This window comes from Kitasatospora sp. NPDC042419, from assembly GCF_056437345.1.
This window is the reverse complement of the sequence record NZ_JBWKAW010000006.1, coordinates 313,921-331,402: the sequence shown is the minus strand read 5'-3', so window position 1 is coordinate 331,402 and position 17,482 is coordinate 313,921. Positions and strand designations below refer to the sequence as shown.

The following is a 17,482-nucleotide window of genomic DNA, read 5'->3' as shown; positions in this document are numbered from 1 at the left end:
CGGACCCGCACCCGACCCCGACCCCGGACCCGGCCCCCGGGCCGCACCCACAGCGACGCCCGAACCCGCCGACCGACTCATGCTTTCCACAAAGGACTCCAGCCCATGACCGCGTTCCCCGCTCCGTCCGCCCCCGGCCTCTCCCGCCGGGCCCTGCTCCGCGGCGGCCTGGCCGGCGCCGGCCTGCTGACGCTCGCCGCCTGCCGCTCGGCGGCCGACACCGCCTCCGCCCCCGCGGGCGACGCGGCGAGCCCGCGCCGGGGCGGCGTCCTCACGGTCGGCGCCGGCGTCGACTTCACCCCGGCCCTGCTCTTCGCCCAGAGCGCCAACACGCTCGTCCAGCGCCTGGTGTTCAACACCCTGACCAGGTACGACGACAAGCTCCAGCCGCAGCCCGAACTGGCCACCTCCTGGCAGGTCGCCCCGGACGGCGCCTCCGTCACCCTCAAGCTGCGCGACGACGTGCTCTTCCACAGCGGCCGCAAGTTCACCGCCGACGACGTGGTCTTCGCGGTCAAGAACCTGCAGAACCCGGTCCGTTCGGCCCAGCTGCGCTCGACCGCCGCTGCCGTCACCGACTTCCGCAAGAACGGCGACTTCGAGCTCACCCTCGTCCTCGCGCACCCGGTGAGCAACATCTTCGACCTCTTCGAGTTCATGATCATCCCGGACTCGGCGACCGTCGACGAGGCCTTCGCCGGGACGAAGCTGGTCGGCACCGGCCCGTACACCTTCACCGACCGCAAGCCCGGCAGCTCGCTCACCTTCGCCCGCAACGAGAAGTACTGGAACCCGGGCCGCCCCTACCTCGACGGCGTCGAGATCCGGATCGTGCCGCAGGCCGACTCGTTGCTCTCCTCGCTCAAGACCGGCCAGACCCACCTCTCCTACAGCATCCGCGGCAAGGACGTCGCGACCCTCAAGAGCGACCCGCAGTTCCGGATCACCTCGTACGACACCGGCGCCGGCGCCTACTACATCGGCGCCAACCTGACCGGCGAGCACGTCTCCGACAAGCGCGTCCGGCAGGCCATCGCCTGGGCGGTCGACCGCGACCGGCTCGTCCAGCAGGCGCTCGGCGGCTACGGCACCGTGTCCTCCACGCCCTGGCCCAAGTCCTCCCCCGCGTACAGCGAGGCGTCCGCCACCCGCTACCACCACGACCCGGAGAAGGCCCGGCAGTTGCTCAAGGAGACCGGCCTGACGGGCATCACCCTGCCCTTCGCGCACTCCAACGACCCCGGCAACACGGCCATCGCCCAGATCCTGCAGTACGACCTCAAGCAGGTCGGCATCGAGACGGTGCTCCAGCCCACCGACTCGCCGACCATGCAGAAGCAGCTCATCTCGCAGACCATGCCCGCCCTCTGGACGCTGAGCCACGGCTTCGCCCAACTCCACCCCGCCACCCTGGCGGTGAGCGCCTACCCGTTCAACGAGGCCAAGAACAGCTCCCGCTTCTCCTCCCCCGCCTACACCGAGATCGTCCAGAAGGCGTGGAAGCGGCCGGACAGCGACAGCCCCGAGGCCAAGGCGCTCTACCAGCAGATCACCGACGTGCTGCTCGACGAGCAGTTCGTGATCGACCTCGCGATCGCCGGCCTCACCGAGGTCGCCGGCAGCAAGGTCCGCGGCGCCACCCTCAACAAGTTCGGCTACCTCAACCTCGACGACGCCTACCTGACGGCCTGACCGGACGGCCTGACCGATGCGAACCTTCCTCCTCAAGCGGCTGCCCTCCGGGCTGCTCGTCCTCCTCCTCGCCTCCTTCCTGGTCTTCCTGATCCTCCGCCTCATCCCCGGCGACCCGGCCACCACACTGGCCGGCCCCGACGCCGGTCCGCAGGCCGTCGCCGCCATCCGCGCCCAACTCGGCCTGGACGAACCGCTCGTCAGCCAGTACCTGACCTGGATCGGTAACCTGCTGAGCGGCGACCTCGGGCCGAGCTACTCGATCGGCGGCCAGGTCTCCGACCTGATCGGCAACGGCATCGCCGCCACCGTCCAACTCACCCTCGGCGCCCTGCTCCTGGTCGTCCTGCTGGCGCTTCCGCTGGGCGTCCTGGGCGCCACCGCCCGCCGGCGCCCGGTCGCCGCCGCCGTCCACGCCTTCACCACCGCCGTCCTGGCCGTGCCGCCCTTCGTCACCGGCGTCCTGCTGGTGCTGCTGTTCGCGGTCACCCTCGGGCTGCTGCCCGCCGGGGGCCACGAGTCCTTCCTCGACGCGCCCGACCTCGCCCTCCAGTACCTGCTGATGCCCGCGGTCTGCCTCGCCCTGCCGAGCGCCGCCGTCCTCGCCCGCTACCTCAAGGACGGCATCGAACGGGCCCTCGCCGAGGACTACGTGCGCACCGCCACCGCCGTCGGCGTCTCCCGACGCCGGATCGTCTGGCTGCACGCCCTGCCCAACGCGCTGCCCTCCGCCGTCACCGTGCTCGGCCTCCAGGTCGGCCACCTCGTCGCCGGCGCGGTGCTGGTGGAGCGGATCTTCGCCTGGCCCGGCCTCGGCCAGCTGATCGAGCAGGGCGTCATCCGCCGCGACTACCCCGTCGTGCAGGACCTCCTGCTGCTGATCGTCGCCGTCTACGTCGCCGTCCAGCTGCTCACCGACCTGGCGTACGCCTGGCTGGACCCCCGGATCCGGTGGGAGTAACCGATGACCGCACTGACCGCCCCCTCCCCCGCCCCCTCCCCTTCGCCGACCGCCCCGGCCCCGCCGGCTCGGCGCCGCAACCGCTACCTCGCCGGGCTGCTCACCGGACGCGGCCTGACCGGCCTCGCCCTGGTCGGCGTCGTCGCCCTGGCCGGGCTGTTCGCCCCGCTGCTCACGGACTTCGACCCGAACGCGCAAAGCGCCCTCGCCCTCGCCGGGCCGAGCGCCGAGCACCCCTTCGGCACCGACGACCTCGGACGCGACCTCTTCAGCCGGGTCCTGCACGGCGTCACCACCGACCTCGCGCTGATCTTCGGCGCCGTGCCGGTCGGCGCGCTGCTGGGCTGCTCGCTCGCCCTGCTCGCCGCCTCCCACCGGTGGGCGGACGTCGCGGTCCAGCGCTCCTTCGACCTGGTGCTCGCCTTCCCCGGCATCATCCTGGCGCTCGCGGTGACCGCCGTGCTCGGCCCCGGCCGCTGGCCGGTGTTCATCGTCATCGCGCTCGCCGAGATCCCGGGCTTCGGGCGGCAGTTGCGCTCCGGCATCCTGGTCCAGCGGGAGCGCGAGTACGCGCTGGCCGCCCGGGTCGGCGGCGCGTCCCGACTGCGGGTGCTGCTGCGGCACGTCGTGCCCAACGCGGTCGACCCGCTGATCGTGCAGACCGCCGTCGCACTCTCCATCGGTGTCTTCATCGAGGGCGCGATGAGCTTCCTGGGGCTGGGCGTCCGCCCGCCGGAGCCGACCCTCGGCTCCATCCTCAGCCAGTCCGTCGGCTACCTCTCCGACCATCCGACCTTCGCGGCGGCTCCGCTGGCCGCGACCACCGCGCTGGTGCTCGGCTTCACGCTGATCGCCGAGGCCCTGAACCGGGGGATCCGCCGATGACCAGCCCTGTCCGGGACACCCGCGTCGCCGCTGCCGACGCCTCCACGGCCACCTCCGGGGCCGCCCCCGATGCCTCCGGGGCCGCCTCCGATGCCTCCGATGCCCCCGGGTCCGGTTCCCGCACGGTGCTCCGGGTCCGCGACCTGACGGTCGTCTTCGGCAACGGCAACGGCACCGGCACCGGCACCGGCAAGAACACCGCTGCGGGCACGGGCGCCGCCGGTGCCGTGACCGCCGTCGACGGGGTCGGCTTCGAGCTGGCCGCCGGGGACACCCTCGGCCTGGTCGGCGAGTCCGGCTCCGGGAAGTCCACCACCGCGCTGGCACTGCTGCGGATGCTCCCGACCGGCGGCCGGATCACCGGCGGATCGGTCGAGCTGGCCGGGCAGGACCTCGCCGCCCTGCCCGAGACGGCCCTGCGCGCCCTGCGCGGCCGGCGGATCGCGATGATCTTCCAGGACCCGATGTCCTCGCTCAACCCGGTGCTCACCGTCGGCCGCCAGCTCGACGAGGCACTGCGCGCCCACGGCAGCGCCGGCAAGGCCGAACGGGCCGCACGAGCCGCCGAGTTGCTCGGCCTGGTCGGCATCCCCGACGCCGCCGACCGGCTGGGCGACCACCCGCACCAGTTCTCCGGCGGCCAGCGCCAGCGCATCATGATCGCGCTCGCGCTCGCCAACGACGCCGAGGTCCTGGTCGCCGACGAACCCACCACCGCACTCGACCCGACCGTCCAGCAGCAGATCCTCCGCCTGCTCACCCGGATCAACCGGGAGACCGGCACCGCGCTCGTGGTGATCAGCCACGACCTCGGCGTCATCGCCCAGACCTGCCGCCGGCTGCTGGTGATGCGGCACGGCCGGGTGGTCGAGTCCGGCACCACCGCCGACGTCCTCGGCGCCCCGCAACACCCGTACACCAAGCAGCTGCTGGCGGCCGTCCCGCGGCTCGACGCGCCCTCCGAGGCGGCCGCCAACAGCACCCCCGGCACCGAGCCGCTGCTCGCCGTCAGCGGCCTGCGCAAGACCTACGGGTCGCGCCGGCGCGCCGTCACCGCGCTGGACGGCGTCGACCTGGTGCTGCACCCCGGCGAAACCCTGGGCCTGGTCGGCGAGTCCGGGTCCGGCAAGTCCACGCTGGCCCGCGCCCTGGTCCAGGTGCACGCGCCGAGCGGCGGCGAGATCCGCTTCCGGGGCGAGGAGTTCGGGCGCGGCGGCGAGCGTGCCGCCCGGCGCGAGCTCCAGATGGTCTTCCAGGACCCGTACGCCTCGCTCAACCCCCGGATGACCGCCGGCCAGATCATCGCCGAACCGCTCATCGCCCACGGCTACGGCGACCGCGCCGCCCGCGCGAAGCGCGTCACCGAGCTGCTGGAACAGGTCGGCCTCGACCCGGCGACCGCCGCCCGCCACCCCCGGGCGTTCTCCGGTGGCCAGCGCCAACGCATCGGCATCGCGCGGGCGTTGGCGCCGGAGCCGAGTGTGCTGATCTGCGACGAGCCGGTCTCCGCACTGGACGTCTCGGTCCAGGCCCAGGTGATCGAGCTGCTCGCCCGGCTCCAGCGCGAACTCGGCCTCGCCATCCTCTTCATCGCCCACGACCTCGCCGTCGTCCGGCAGGTGAGCCACCGGATCGCCGTGATGCACCGCGGCCGGATCGTCGAGACCGGCCCGGCCGACCGTGTCGTCACGGCGCCCGAACACCCCTACACCGCCGAACTCCTGGCCGCCGTACCGCGACTGGACACACCGGCCCCCCTCACCGCCCGGAGCACCGCATGACCAGCACGCCCGACCCCCGCCCTGCCGGAACCGACGCCACCGGAACCGAAGCCGCCGCGCCCGGCAAGACCGACCGCACCGGCAGCACCGGCAGCACCGGCAGCACCGCCGACCCGCACCACCGCGACCCGTACGCGGGCTTCCCCGGCACCGTCGGCCGGACCTTTCGCGAGTCCACCGCCGCCTGGCCCCAGCGGGTCCGCCCGCGCGAGGGCGCGCCCAACGTCGTCGTCGTCCTCGTCGACGACATGGGCTACAGCGACATCGGCCCGTTCGGCGCGGAGATCCCCACGCCCACCCTGGACGGACTGGCCGAGAGCGGCGTCAGGCTCGCCAACTACCACACCATGCCGCTCTGCTCACCCGCCCGGGCGGCCCTGCTCACCGGCCTCAACCCGCACCGGGTCGGCTACTCCTTCGTCGCCAACGCCGACCCCGGCTTCCCCGGCTACGGCATGGAGGTGGCCGGCGACATCCCCACCCTCGCCGAGCTGCTGCACGACGCCGGCTACGCCACCTACGCCGTCGGCAAGTGGCACCTCACCCGGGACTCCGCCTCCAACGCCGCCGACAGCCGCGCCAACTGGCCGCTGCAGAAGGGCTTCGACCAGTACTACGGCGTCCTGGAGGGCCTGACCAGCCTCTTCCACCCGCACCAACTCGTCCGTGACAACAGCCCGCTTGACATCGACGAGCTGCCGGACGGCTACTACTACACCGACGACATCACCGACCAGGCCATCTCCATGGTCACCTCGCTGCGCGCCCACGACGCCGACAAGCCGTTCTTCCTCTACCTCGCCCACAACGCCGTGCACGGCCCGCTCCAGGCCAAGCCCGAGGACCTCGCCCGGCACCGCGGCCGCTACGACGGCGGCTGGGACGAGCTGCGCGCCGCACGGTTCGCCCGCCAGCTCGCCGCCGGCCACTTCCCACCCGGCACCGAGCTCCCCGAACGCAACTCCGAGGCCGGGTACGACGTCGGACCGTGGAGCGAACTCACCGAAGTCCAGCAGAAGTTGTACGCCCGCTACATGGAGGTGTACGCGGCGATGGTCGACAACGTCGACCAGAACCTCGGCCGGCTCCTCGCGACCCTGGCCGAGCTCGGCGAACTCGACAACACCATCGTGGTGTTCACCTCCGACAACGGCGGCACCGGCGAGGGCGGCGCCGAGGGCACCCGCAGCTACTTCAGCCGCTTCGTCCACCACCCGAACCTGCCGGCCGACTGGAACCCCGACGTCCAACGGGAGATCGACCTGATCGGCGGCCCCCAGTCGCTGGTCCACTACCCGCGCGGCTGGGGCATGGCCTCCAACACGCCGTTCCGCCTCTACAAGGGCCAGACCCACGCGGGCGGCGTGCGCGTCCCGTTCGTCCTCTCCTGGCCCGCCGGCCTGCCCCGCGCCGAGGGCGACAGCGGCGTCCGCCCGCAGTACCAGTACGTCACCGACATCCTCCCCACCCTGCTCGAACTCGCGGGCGTGGAACGCCCGTCGGACCGCACCGGCCGGCCCGTCCAGTCCCTCGACGGCATCAGCTTCGCCCCAGTCCTGCGGGAGGCCGCCGCCGCCTCCACCCACCACGAGCAGTACTGCGAGATGACCGGAAACCGCAGCTACTACCGCGACGGCTGGAAACTGGTCACCCTGCACCGCCCCGGCACCCCGTACGACGACGGCGAGTGGGCGCTGTACGACCTGCGCACCGACCCGACCGAGATCCACGACGTCGCCGACCGGCACCCGGAGGTGGTCAAGGAACTCGCCGCCGCCTGGGAGGCCGCCGCCTGGCGCAACGGCGTCTTCCCGCTCGCCGACGGCAGCGGCGCGCTCGCCCTGCGCCACCCCGACGACGCCCGGCTGCGCCGCCCCGTCCGGCTGCTCGCCGGCACCCCCGAGCTGGAGCGGTACCGCTCCTCCCGACTGATCTCCTTCCGCTCCTTCGCCGTCGAGGTGGAACTCGCCCACCACGGCGCCGACGACCAGGGCGTCCTCGTCTCCCACGGCGACCAGGGCGGCGGCTACAGCCTCTACGTCGAGGACGGCCGGCTCCACCTGGCCTACAACCAGTACGGCGAACTGTCCGAGACCGACGCGGGCCCGCTCGCGCCGGGCGCCCACCTGGTCACCGTCGAGGCCACGGCCGTCGCCGACCTCAAGTGGGAGTTCCGCGTCCTCGTCGACGGAGCTGAGACCGGCCGGCTCGGCCCGGTCCACCAGCTCATCGGCATGGCCCCGTTCCAGGGCATCAGCGTCGGCGTCGACCGCAAGTCCCCGGTCTCCTGGCCGCTGTACGAACGCCACCGCTCGTTCCGCTACAGCGGCGGCCTGCGCGCCGTCACCTACCTCCCCGGCGCACCCGCCCCCTACGACCCGGAGACGGTCGCCCTGGCCCTGCGGGAGGCGGCCGCCGCCTTCGAGTAGCCCCGCGTTACCCTCGTCCCGCCAGCAACTCTTGAGGGGGAACAGTGATCGGCGAACTCCTGCCCGCGTCCGTCGTCGTCGAGACGGCCTACGACGACCCGTCCGAGGCCCGGCTCGAACCGGCCGAGGAGGAGGTCATCGCCCGCGCCGTCGAAACCCGGCGCCGGGAGTTCACCACCGTCCGCCACTGCGCCCGCCTCGCCCTCGGCCGGCTCGGCGTCCCGTACCGCCCGCTGGTCCCCGGCCTGCGCGGCGCGCCGAGCTGGCCCGACGGCGTCATCGGCTCCCTCACCCACTGCGCCGGCTTCCGCGCCGCCGCCGTGGCCCGGGCCGGCGAGGTCGTCTCCGTCGGCATCGACGCCGAACCGGCCCTCCCGCTGCCCGAGGGCGTCCTCGACGCCATCGCCCTCCCCGCCGAGCAGCGCCGCCACACGGCCCTCGCCGCCGCCGACCCCGGCACTCCCTGGGACCGCATCCTCTTCAGCGCCAAGGAATCCGTCTACAAGACCTGGTTCCCCCTGACCCACACCTTCCTCGACTTCTCCGAGGCCGACCTCACCCTCCGCCCCGACGGCACCTTCGACGCCACCCTCCTCGTCCCCTCCCCCCTCCCCACCCTCGCCGGGCGCTGGCGCGTCCACGACGGCTTCCTCGCCACCGCCATCACCGTCCTGCCGTAGCCGCGATCAGCGGCTCGGACGGCTGCTCCTCAGCGGCTCCTCAGCGGCTCCTCGGCGACTCGGCGGCGACTCGGCGGCGACTCGGCGGCGACTCGGCGGCGGCTCCTCAGCGGAGACGTCGAGGAGCCGCCGCCCACAGGCGTCCGCTGCCCGGCGCGGATCACTCGCACACGATCAGCCCGCCGAGGCAGCTGATCCGGAACTCGCCGTCCCGGGCGACCGTCTCGTCCACCCGCCGCTCCAGGGCGCGCAGCAGGCCGGCCGAGACCTCCGGGGGCCGGCCGGGGAGCGGCAGGTAGGAGCGGAAGTAGTCGAGGACCGGGGTGCCGGACGGCGCCGCGATGGTGGAGGCGAGGGGGATCGCCCGGACTCGCGTGAAGTGCCGGGGCAGGGTCTCCAGGGCCGTCTCCAGGGTGAATCGCGTGCTGAAGGAGAGTCCGGCCGCCGGTTCCGGCAGTCCGGTGTCGTGGTGGGCGAGCCGCCAGACCTGCTGGAGTTCCGCCTTGTCCGTACCGGAGTTGGTGCCGACGAGGAGCCGGCCGCCGGGCCGCAGCACCCGGCGCAGCTCGGCGATTCCCGCGTCGGCGTCCGGCAGATGGTAGAGCATGTGCATGGCGAGCAGGCCGTCGGCGGAGGCGTCTCGCAGCGGGAGCGTCCGCGCGTCGGCGACCAGCACCGGACCGGGGACACCGCGCAGCATGCCGGCCGACAGGTCCAGGCCGAGGACGTCGAGGTCGGGGCGCTCGGCGCGCAACCGCCGGAGGTAGGCGCCGTTGCCGCACCCGACGTCGACCACCGGACCGGACAGGCCGGCCAGCTCCCCGGCCACCAGTCCGGGCAGGTCGTGGAAGGGTTGCTGCCACCGGTAGAGCGACTGGCGGGCCGAGAACCGCCGGTCGTCCGCGTAGGCCACCGAGGTCAGCAGTCCCGGGGCGGTCAGCCCGGTCCGCCGTTCGTCCTCACTCCGCATGCCGCCGCCCTCCTGTGTTCCGGAACGGGGTCCCGGCGCCCACCGACACCTGATCGACCGACAGTCAACTTAGTCTGGATACAGCACCGTTCGGACCCGATCGGACGAACCTCCGACGCAGTGGCCGGATCCCGGCAGATCCCGCCCACGACGCCCCCGACGTTCCGCCCCCGCCACACACACCGGCCCCCGCGCCTTCCACGGCACGCCCCGGCCCCCCGAACCGGCCCCGAACCCGAACCGGCCCCCGATCCGGCCACTGCGCTCCCCACCGCCGGCGCACCGCCACCGGAGCGGGGAGCATCCGGCATCCTCCCGCCCCTCGCCGCGGGCCTCCCGCTCCTCGCCGCGGGCCCGCGACGGGCGCGCGCCGGCCCCGCCGGAACCGGGGCCCGCCTGGGGCCCCGGACTCATGCTCCCGGGACACAAGTGGGGCGAGTGTGGAGCTAACAGCCCGAACCCCTCCGGACGGGCCCGTCCGACACCGAGGCGTTACCATGAGTACACAACCGATCACCGATGCGCCCGCGGTCGCCGTCACCGTGCACCCGGCCGCCCGACGGGGCGGCGAGCCCGGCCGGCCGCTGGCCCACGGGATCCTGACCAGCTCGACGACCGTGCTGGTGCCGGATCCCCCCGAGGCCCTGGCCAGTCCCTGGAAGAGATTCCTCGTGCGAATATCCCGGTCACCCGGAGACGCGGACGGCACCCAGGTCGTCCCCGTCGGGGGCCTGAGCCTGGCGGCGGTCAACGGGGACGGGATCACCGCGTCGGCGGCGGTGCTGACCCTGGTCCGGCCGGCACGGTCCGTCGTCCCCGTCACGAGCGTCCCGGCCGACCGGCTCGCCGCGGCCCTGACCCGCCACCACGGCGACCAGTGGGCGGCCTACGCCGCGCTCGGCTTCCGGGTGGTCCGCCCGGAGGGCCTGACCGCACCGGAGAAGTGGTGGCTCGACGCCCTCACGGCCGACGGCGACATCGCGTCCGCCGCCGTCGACTACGCGGAGAGCACGTGCTGCTCCAACCACCTCTGCGGCTGCGGGGGGTCCGCGACCGACGGCGGGTCCGGCGCGGTCCGGGCCTGAACCGAGGACGTCGGACACCATGACGACGACGCGGCACCGGGCGGGAGGGGCGCCGGCCGAGGTGGGCGCGCAGTCCGCCTGGCTGCAGTCCGTCCGGCTTCAGGACTCCGCACTGGCACTCGCGGCCGTCATCCCGGAGCTGTTCTACTTCGGTACGTTCATCGCTCCCGCGACCGGCTGGGAGCAGCAGCTGTGGATGCTGCTGCTCGCCCTCCCCGAGGCGGGCGCCCTGGTGCTGCGACGTCGCCGTCCGGTGGTCACCTTCGCCGTGGTGTGGGCGGTCTCGACCGCGTCCGCCCTGCTCACGTCGGCCGAGGTCTTCGACTTCACCCCGTGCTTCGGCCTCCTGATCGCCCTCTACACCGTGGGGGCGCAGTGCCGTCTGCGGACCGCCGCGCTCGCCCTGGCCCTGGGCCTCGTGCCCCTGGCGGTGGCGATCCACGTGTCGGTGTCCATGGTCGACGCGCCCTACCGGACAACCGTCCTCGTCGCGAACATCGCCTTCTACGTCCCGCTCGTGGCCGCGGTCTGGGGGTTCGCCCGATGGAGCCGGGCCGCCCGGGCCGCCGCGGAACGCCGGCAGCGGGAGGTCGAGGAGGCCCGCCGGCGGGTCACCCAGGAGCGGGTGCGGATCGCGCGCGAGCTCCACGACATCGTCGCCAACGCCGTCGCCGTCATGGTCATGCGGGCCGAGACGGCCAGGGTCACGGCGTTCGAGGATCCGGCCCGGGCCGAGGCGTTCCGGCACATCGAGGACCTCGGCAGGTCCACGATGGCCGAGCTGCGGCACATGCTGCGGCTGCTCCGCGCCTCCGAGACCCCGGCCGAGGAGGGGTACACCCACGGCCTGGGCGACCTGGAGCAGCTCCTGGCGGACATCCGCAAGGCCGGCGTCCGGATCTCCCTGGAGACCCGGGGGCGCCCGCTGCGGATCGACGACAGCGTCGGCCAGACCGCCTACCGCCTCGTCCAGGAGGCCGCCACCAACATCACCAAGCACGCCGGCCCGGGCACGCACGCGGTCGTGCGGATCACCTGGGACGAGGCCCTGCTCATCGAGGTCGTCGACGACGGCGCCGGGCGCCCCCCGGACGGGCAGCGGGAGCTGTCGACCGGGCACGGACTGCTCGGCCTGCGCGAGCGGGTCGCCCTCTTCGGCGGCCTGCTGAGCGCAGCCCCGTACGGCCCCGGCTTCCGCGTCGCCGCCGCCCTCCCGGTCTCCACCGCCCACACCCCCGACCCCCCACCCACCAAGAACCCCACCCCCGCCTGACCCCACCCCCGCCCCGCGCTCGAACCGCCGACATCTGCTTTGCAAGTTCGATCTGTCGAGATCGCCACCACGAAGTCCGCAGCGCCCCCGCCCAACCAGTTGACCACAGGTGAGTGCTTAGATCGGCCTACGTCCATGGGCGTTGATGTCACCCACTGATGTCGCACTCGGGGCGAAGCCCACGCCTCCGCATACCTCTAAGGCTGCCTACGGGGCCAGCCCTTCACTTCCCGTGTCAGCACATCGAGTCGATCAGCTGCCTCGCCAAGAGCACTAGCCGACGGCATGTCCACTCCGTGAACCACAGAATTTCTCATCCTGCGAAGGTGGTGTACCTCCGCCCGGGCGCTTGAATCGAAATCAGCCAGGTTATCCATCAGGCGCAGGATGGTCGTCTTCGGCGACAAGTCTCCGCTAATTTCGCGGAGCGCCCGCTCAAACCCAATCCAATTATCGAGAAACTTCCCGATCCCCCTGTGCAGGTCCCCACTGGCAGACACCGATTCGGCATTTGGCGTGTGCAGCTCCTCTTGCACCGAAGCATACTCCCGATAGCGCGAATCATCGCCAGACAGGATCGCATCGATGATTTGCTCAGCAAGAGGCCGCACTTCGAGATTCCCATGAAGAGATTCGAGATATGGAGCGAGATCAGCCGGGCTCGCGATGTTAAGCCGAGTAAGTAGCCGGTAGAGAACGTCTACCCTACCAAGCTCAGAATCAGTAGGAGAGCCCTGCAGAACTTCACTCGCCCGCCCCAGAAGATGGACTGCAAGTTCGTAGTGATTTAGAAACTTCCGACCATTCTTTGCGACACGTACCTCGCCAGCCCTTTGAAGCATCTCAAGAGACACCTCACCTGCCATCACCAGGCCGTTGAGCTGATCCAGGATGTCATACTCATCTTTCGACAAGTCTCCCTCATAGGGCTTATAGACAAGGTCGTGCTCGACTTCAGACCAGGCATGCATGAGTACCGATGCGACCTGAATCTCAACCTTGGCCCTAGCATATCGCCTGTCCGCATCAGCCAGATCTTGACCCTTAAGCCGAACGCGATAATGCACAGCAGAGTATCCGGAAAATCTCTTCCCCGGGCGAATATTGCTTGAATCAGGGAATTCCCGCTTAGGCTGCAGCTGGGAGAATAGCCGAACAATCACCTTCCCCACCTGGTCGCGCTCCGCAGGGAAATACAGGGCAACCCTGACGCCAGCAAGGTCAACGATGTCGTCGAATATCTCGTCGACAGTTGAGTAATTCTTCCTCAGGTTCCTTTGGCGACACTTCTCTTCGAGTCGCGATATGCTCTTTGCGCGATGAGTGACCATGCATCGAACACCTGCAGCACGAAGTTCGATCTCAAGTTTTTGCGCAACGAGCCGAGCAGCCCGCTCGTAAAAGTCACACTCCTTGGAGTATCTGGCGATGAACTCGTGGATAGGATCCATTGCAACTGACTCCAGGTCATATGTACGAGCTGTTGGCTGACTAGCCATCATGCCGTACTCCCAGCCTCCGCTGCAGCAGTTCCACGAGAGCTCATCATGGAGCACTGGCACCATACGCAATCAACCGCAACCTGACGTAGGCACGACGGTGGGCGTGCTTGCCTGGCTACGTCTAGTACTGCAACGGTGCTTACCGTGACGGTTGTCGGGTTCGCTCGTTGGACTGTTCATGGGTGGGGACATATCCGAGGTCGATGCTCGTTGCTGGTCGGACGGGCTTGCTGGACTGCATGAGCGATTTGGGCACCGGTTCGCGCGGAGTGAGTCGCGTGAGTCGGCGTTGGCCTACATGCGGGGCTTGCTGGCGCCGTTGGAGCGCAAGAACGGGTGGACGGTGGCCGAGGAGGCCGGTCACGGCGGTCCGGACCGGATCCAGCGGCTGCTGAACCGCATCGACTGGGACGCCGACGGGGTGCTCGACGACGTGCGCGAGTACGTCGTCGAGCACTTGTCGGATCCCGGTGGCGTGCTGATCGTGGACGACACCGGGTTCCTGAAGAAGGGCGTGCGGTCGGCCGGTGTCCAGCGGCAGTACTCGGGCACTGCCGGCCGCACCAAGAACTGCCAGGTCGGCGTCTTCCTCGCCTACTCCGGACCTCTCGGCCGGGCCCTGATCGACCGGGCGCTCTACCTGCCGAAGTCCTGGACCGACGACCGCGAGCGCTGCCGGGCCGCAGGGATCGGCGACGAGGTCGAGTTCGCGACCAAGCACCAGATCGCCCGGCGGATGGTCCGCCGGGCGATCGACGACAGGATCCCGTTCCGCTGGGTGACCGCGGACGCCGGCTACGGCAACAGCAAGGGCTGGCGCACCGAGCTCGAACAGGCCGACGTCTTCCACGTCGTCGCCACCACCCGCCACGACACCGTGGTCACCCGCTGGGCGATGGACCACCGACTCCACGATCTGGTCGCGGGGCTGTCCCGGCAGAAGTGGAAGCGCCGCTCGTGCGGTGAAGGCGCCCACGGCCTACGGATCTACGACTGGGCACGCGTGGAGGTCCGTCCCTGGCACCGCCCGGACCGGCGGCACTGGGTGCTCGCCCGCCGCAGCATCACCGACCCCGACAAGGTCGCCTACTACATCGCCTACGCGCCCGCCGACACCACCCTCAACGAACTGATCGCCGTCGCGGGCGCCCGCTGGGCGATCGAGGAGTGCTTCCAGAGTGCGAAGGGCCAGTGCGGTCTGGACGACTACCAGGTCCGCCGCCACCAGGGCTGGTACCGGCACATCACACTCGCCATGGCCGCCCACGCCTACCTCGTCGTCCTGCGCGCCCAGCAGCTCGAAAAGGGGCCGGACGCGCTCGAACGCCAGACCTGATCCCACTCACCGTCCCCGAAATCCGCCGCCTGGTCACCCGCCTCGCCCAGCCGGTCCGCCACAGCATCACCCACGTCCTGCACTGGTCCCGATGGCGCCGTCGGCGCCAGCACCAGGCCCGCACCAGCCACTACAAGCGACGAGGCCACAGCCCAAGAGCTGAAGCCTCGTCATGATAAGCACCGTTGCAGTACTACCGCTCGTTCGTCCGGGTCTCCAAGGCCGCCGCCGTCCCGACCATCCGGCTGCACGACGCCCGGCACGGGTGCGCGACGCTGCTCGTCGCGTGCGGGGTGCCGCCGCGGGTGGTGATGGAGATCCTGGGCCACAGCCAGATCGGGCTGACGATGAACGTCTACACCCACGTAGCCCAGGACACCCAGCGCGAGGCGCTCGGGAACATGGACCGGCTGCTCAAGCGTCGACACTGATGTCGGCCTGAGATGTCAAATGCCCCGGACCGATCTCGGTCCGGGGCATTTTGGCTGGTGGGCGCGGACGGTTTCGAACCGCCGACATCTGCTTTGCAAGAGCAGCGCTCAGTTAGGAGCTGTCCGGCCGAGTGGGTACGGCTGCGGCCGTTCCTGCCGGTCGGCAACAGGCGTTGTGGCCGGTGGCGGGACCATCGGCAGGTGATCGACGGGATCCTGCCCCGGGTGCGGACCGGTGTGCACTGGCGTGATCTGCCCGAGCGGGAACGGGCCGTCAACAAGCTCAAGCACGCCCGGGCGGCCGCAACGCGCTACGACAAGCGCGGATGCATCTACCTCGGCACCGTCACCGCAGCCGCTCTCGTCAGCCGGCTCCGCACGTGATCGCCCGGACGGCTCCGCCTGGTACTCCGGTGAGAGTCCTCCGTTGGGCCCCGCTCACCAGGTCACGGGCAGTGACCGCATCCCGTAGATGAACGACTCGGTACGGAACTCGCGCTCGCCGGCCAGCCGCAGCCCCGGCAGCCGGCGGAACAGCGTCTCCAGGGCGATCTGGAGTTCGGCGCGGGCCAGCGGCTGGCCCAGGCACTGGTGCACGCCGAAGCCGAACGCCAGGTGCCGCCGGGCGTCCCGGTCCAGGTCCAACTCGTCCGTCGCCCGATGGCCGGCACCGCCGAACACCGCCTCGTCCCGGTTGGCGGTGGAGAGCATCGCCATCACGCCCTCCCCGGCCCGGACGGTGACGCCGCCCAGCTCCACGTCCTCCACTGCCACCCGGGGCAGGCCGGTGTGCACGATGGTCAGCAGCCGCAACAGCTCCTCCACCGCGCCCGGCAGGGTGGCCGGGTCGGCCAGGCCGGGGATCTGCTCGGGGTGCTCCAGCAGCAGCGCGGTCGACAGCGCGATCATGTTCGCGGTCGTCTCGTGCCCGGCGATCAGCAGCAGCACGCCCATGCCGGCCGCCTCGTCCGCGGTCAGGTCGTCCCGCGCCGCGAGTCGGCTGAGGACGTCGTCCGCCGGGTGTGCGCGCTTGCGGGCCGTCAGGTCGCGCAGGTAGTCCAGGACCTCCTCCTGGGCCTCCCGGAGCTGCTCCACGGTGCTCTCCTGGTTGAGCATCGTGCGGCTCAGGCTCTGGAAGCGGTCGTGGTCCTCGTACGGCACGCCGAGCAGCAGGCAGATCACCAGCGAGGGCACCGGCAGCGCGAAGTCGGTGACCAGGTCGGCCGTGGTCCGGCCCGCAGTCATCCGGTCCAGTGCCTCGTCGACGATCCGCTGGATCTCCGGGCGCAGCGCTTCCACCCGCTTGACCAGGAACTCCCCGGTGAGCATGCGGCGCTGGCGGGCGTGCTCGGGGTCGTCGAGCCGCAGGAAGTCCGGATTGTCGGTGATCAGCTCGCGAGCGCCGGCGACCAGCAGCGGGAAGGCCGGGTGGCGTATGTCGGCACTGAACCGGCGGTCGGACAGCACGGTGCGGACCTCGGCGAAGCCGGTGACCAGCCAGCAGAGGTCGCCGTCGGGCAGCTCGGCCCTGGTCACCGGCCCGGTGGCGGCGGCCTCGGGGTACGCGGGCGGCGGGCCGAACGGGCAGCCGCCGGAGTGCCGGGCCGGCAGTGCGAGGACGGGGGCGGTGGGTGCGGTGGTCAAGGCGGAGGTCTCCTCACGTCGCGGGTGTTCTCGTGGGGTTCGGGGCCCGGGAAGGTCCCCGGCGGTCTGCGGGGCCGGCGGCGGGGGTCCGTCAGGCCCCGGTCCGCGCGGGCTCGTCCCCGGTGACGGTGATCGCCCGGCCCGGGCAGAGCTCGGCGGCGAGCCTGACGTCGTCGAACTGCTCGGGCAGCACGACGGTCTGACGGAGCATCACAAGACTGTCCCGGTCGTCCTGGTCGAAGACCGCGGGGGCGTTCATCACGCACATGCCGGAGCTGCAACAACGGTCCCGGTCGACGCTCACCTGCATGTCGGGCACCTTTCGCCAGGGCGGCGCCGGCTGCCCGGCGGCCGCCTCTCGTTGTCACGGTCAACCTAGCCGTCGCTGGTCCGTTCACGGAGGGGTGCGGTGGCCGGATCGAGGATGGCTGATTCGGCCCCTGTGTGTGCCCCCCATTGCGGCGCAATGCGTTTCAACCCGCGGTACTTCGCCGGACGGGTCGGCGGACCCGGCCGCGCGGACGGCCTCACAAGCCTTCGGCGGTGGCCAACTCCCTTACGGAGGCCACCTTGTCGGCCTCGGCGGCGCTCTTGTCCGGCCGGTAGCGCACCACCCGGGCGAACCGCAGGGCCAGCCCGGCGGGGTGGCCGGGGCTGCCCGGCGGGGCAACTGGGGCTGCCCCGCAGGGCCAGCCCGGCGGGGTAGCGGGGGCTGCGCTGGAGGCCGTCGAAGGCGACTTCGACCAGTTCCGGCCGGACCGGCACCGTCCGGGCGTCCCGCCCGGTCTCCCGGGCGAGCAACTCGGCTGTCCG

At 71.5% G+C, this 17,482-nt stretch carries 13 protein-coding genes and 2 pseudogenes; 11 read left to right on the top strand and 4 right to left on the bottom strand.

What is annotated here, in order from left to right; translation table 11 throughout:
• Positions 1-105: 105 nt before the first annotated feature.
• The 6 genes from AC067J_RS15780 to AC067J_RS15755 are packed head-to-tail and all read left to right on the top strand — an operon-like array spanning position 106 to position 8,428.
• A complete protein-coding gene (locus tag AC067J_RS15780; RefSeq protein WP_478299454.1) occupies positions 106-1,692 on the top strand; it encodes an ABC transporter substrate-binding protein in 1,587 nt (528 codons plus the stop codon).
• Positions 1,693-1,708: 16 nt separating this feature from the next.
• Positions 1,709-2,653 carry an ABC transporter permease gene (locus AC067J_RS15775; protein ID WP_478299452.1) on the top strand — a complete coding sequence of 315 codons (945 nt, stop codon included), beginning with the start codon at positions 1,709-1,711 and terminating at the stop codon, positions 2,651-2,653.
• A gap of 3 nt (positions 2,654-2,656) precedes the next feature.
• Positions 2,657-3,538, top strand: a complete 882-nt coding sequence (locus tag AC067J_RS15770; RefSeq protein ID WP_478299450.1) for an ABC transporter permease — start codon at positions 2,657-2,659, stop codon at positions 3,536-3,538.
• Positions 3,535-5,319, top strand: coding sequence for a dipeptide ABC transporter ATP-binding protein (locus tag AC067J_RS15765; protein ID WP_478299448.1), 1,785 nt, complete (start codon positions 3,535-3,537; stop codon positions 5,317-5,319). The genes AC067J_RS15770 and AC067J_RS15765 overlap by 4 nt, the downstream gene beginning before the upstream one ends.
• Positions 5,316-7,748 carry an arylsulfatase gene (locus AC067J_RS15760; RefSeq protein ID WP_478299446.1) on the top strand — a complete coding sequence of 811 codons (2,433 nt, stop codon included), beginning with the start codon at positions 5,316-5,318 and terminating at the stop codon, positions 7,746-7,748. Before AC067J_RS15765 ends, AC067J_RS15760 begins: the two co-directional genes overlap by 4 nt.
• Before the next feature lie 44 nt (positions 7,749-7,792).
• A complete protein-coding gene (locus AC067J_RS15755; protein WP_478299444.1) occupies positions 7,793-8,428 on the top strand; it encodes a 4'-phosphopantetheinyl transferase family protein in 636 nt (211 codons plus the stop codon).
• Between the two features lie 160 nt (positions 8,429-8,588).
• On the opposite strand, the gene AC067J_RS15750 is transcribed toward AC067J_RS15755, so the two are convergent.
• Positions 8,589-9,398 (bottom strand): class I SAM-dependent methyltransferase, encoded by an 810-nt coding sequence (locus tag AC067J_RS15750; RefSeq protein WP_478299442.1) that lies wholly within the window; start codon positions 9,396-9,398, stop codon positions 8,589-8,591.
• 497 nt (positions 9,399-9,895) lie between these two features.
• On the opposite strand from AC067J_RS15750, the gene AC067J_RS15745 reads away from it, so the two are divergent.
• Both AC067J_RS15745 and AC067J_RS15740 read left to right on the top strand, forming a co-directional pair.
• Entirely contained in the window at positions 9,896-10,483 is a 588-nt protein-coding gene (locus AC067J_RS15745) for a hypothetical protein (protein WP_478299440.1), read from the top strand.
• A 19-nt stretch (positions 10,484-10,502) separates the two neighbouring features.
• Positions 10,503-11,756, top strand: coding sequence for a sensor histidine kinase (locus AC067J_RS15740; protein WP_478299438.1), 1,254 nt, complete (start codon positions 10,503-10,505; stop codon positions 11,754-11,756).
• A 197-nt stretch (positions 11,757-11,953) separates the two neighbouring features.
• Here AC067J_RS15740 and AC067J_RS15735 read toward each other — a convergent pair whose 3' ends face one another.
• Positions 11,954-13,321, bottom strand: coding sequence for a GTP pyrophosphokinase (locus AC067J_RS15735; protein ID WP_478299436.1), 1,368 nt, complete (start codon positions 13,319-13,321; stop codon positions 11,954-11,956).
• A 115-nt stretch (positions 13,322-13,436) separates the two neighbouring features.
• On the opposite strand from AC067J_RS15735, the gene AC067J_RS15730 reads away from it, so the two are divergent.
• The 3 genes and pseudogenes from AC067J_RS15730 to AC067J_RS15720 form a co-directional block, all read left to right on the top strand.
• Positions 13,437-14,594 (top strand): IS701 family transposase, encoded by a 1,158-nt coding sequence (locus AC067J_RS15730; RefSeq protein ID WP_478299434.1) that lies wholly within the window; start codon positions 13,437-13,439, stop codon positions 14,592-14,594.
• A 182-nt stretch (positions 14,595-14,776) separates the two neighbouring features.
• Positions 14,777-15,025, top strand: a pseudogene (locus AC067J_RS15725) (tyrosine-type recombinase/integrase); the annotation flags it as partial.
• A 93-nt stretch (positions 15,026-15,118) separates the two neighbouring features.
• A pseudogene (locus AC067J_RS15720) lies at positions 15,119-15,289 on the top strand (transposase); the annotation flags it as partial.
• A gap of 174 nt (positions 15,290-15,463) precedes the next feature.
• Here the strand turns inward: AC067J_RS15720 and AC067J_RS15715 are convergent.
• Together AC067J_RS15715 and AC067J_RS15710 are read right to left on the bottom strand one after the other, a co-directional pair.
• A complete protein-coding gene (locus tag AC067J_RS15715) occupies positions 15,464-16,669 on the bottom strand; it encodes a cytochrome P450 (RefSeq protein ID WP_478299432.1) in 1,206 nt (401 codons plus the stop codon).
• Positions 16,670-16,760: 91 nt separating this feature from the next.
• Positions 16,761-16,979, bottom strand: a complete 219-nt coding sequence (locus AC067J_RS15710) for a ferredoxin (RefSeq protein WP_478299430.1) — start codon at positions 16,977-16,979, stop codon at positions 16,761-16,763.
• Positions 16,980-17,482: the final 503 nt, after the last annotated feature.

Coding starts and splice junctions, on each gene's coding strand:
- AC067J_RS15740 (WP_478299438.1), top strand. CDS start 10,503: ATGACGACGACGCGGCACCGGGCGGGAGGGGCGCCGGCCGAGGTGGGC.
- AC067J_RS15780 (WP_478299454.1), top strand. CDS start 106: ATGACCGCGTTCCCCGCTCCGTCCGCCCCCGGCCTCTCCCGCCGGGCC.
- AC067J_RS15710 (WP_478299430.1), bottom strand. CDS start 16,979: ATGCAGGTGAGCGTCGACCGGGACCGTTGTTGCAGCTCCGGCATGTGC.
- AC067J_RS15730 (WP_478299434.1), top strand. CDS start 13,437: ATGGGTGGGGACATATCCGAGGTCGATGCTCGTTGCTGGTCGGACGGG.
- AC067J_RS15735 (WP_478299436.1), bottom strand. CDS start 13,321: ATGGTGCCAGTGCTCCATGATGAGCTCTCGTGGAACTGCTGCAGCGGA.
- AC067J_RS15770 (WP_478299450.1), top strand. CDS start 2,657: ATGACCGCACTGACCGCCCCCTCCCCCGCCCCCTCCCCTTCGCCGACC.
- AC067J_RS15775 (WP_478299452.1), top strand. CDS start 1,709: ATGCGAACCTTCCTCCTCAAGCGGCTGCCCTCCGGGCTGCTCGTCCTC.
- AC067J_RS15760 (WP_478299446.1), top strand. CDS start 5,316: ATGACCAGCACGCCCGACCCCCGCCCTGCCGGAACCGACGCCACCGGA.
- AC067J_RS15750 (WP_478299442.1), bottom strand. CDS start 9,398: ATGCGGAGTGAGGACGAACGGCGGACCGGGCTGACCGCCCCGGGACTG.
- AC067J_RS15765 (WP_478299448.1), top strand. CDS start 3,535: ATGACCAGCCCTGTCCGGGACACCCGCGTCGCCGCTGCCGACGCCTCC.
- AC067J_RS15745 (WP_478299440.1), top strand. CDS start 9,896: ATGAGTACACAACCGATCACCGATGCGCCCGCGGTCGCCGTCACCGTG.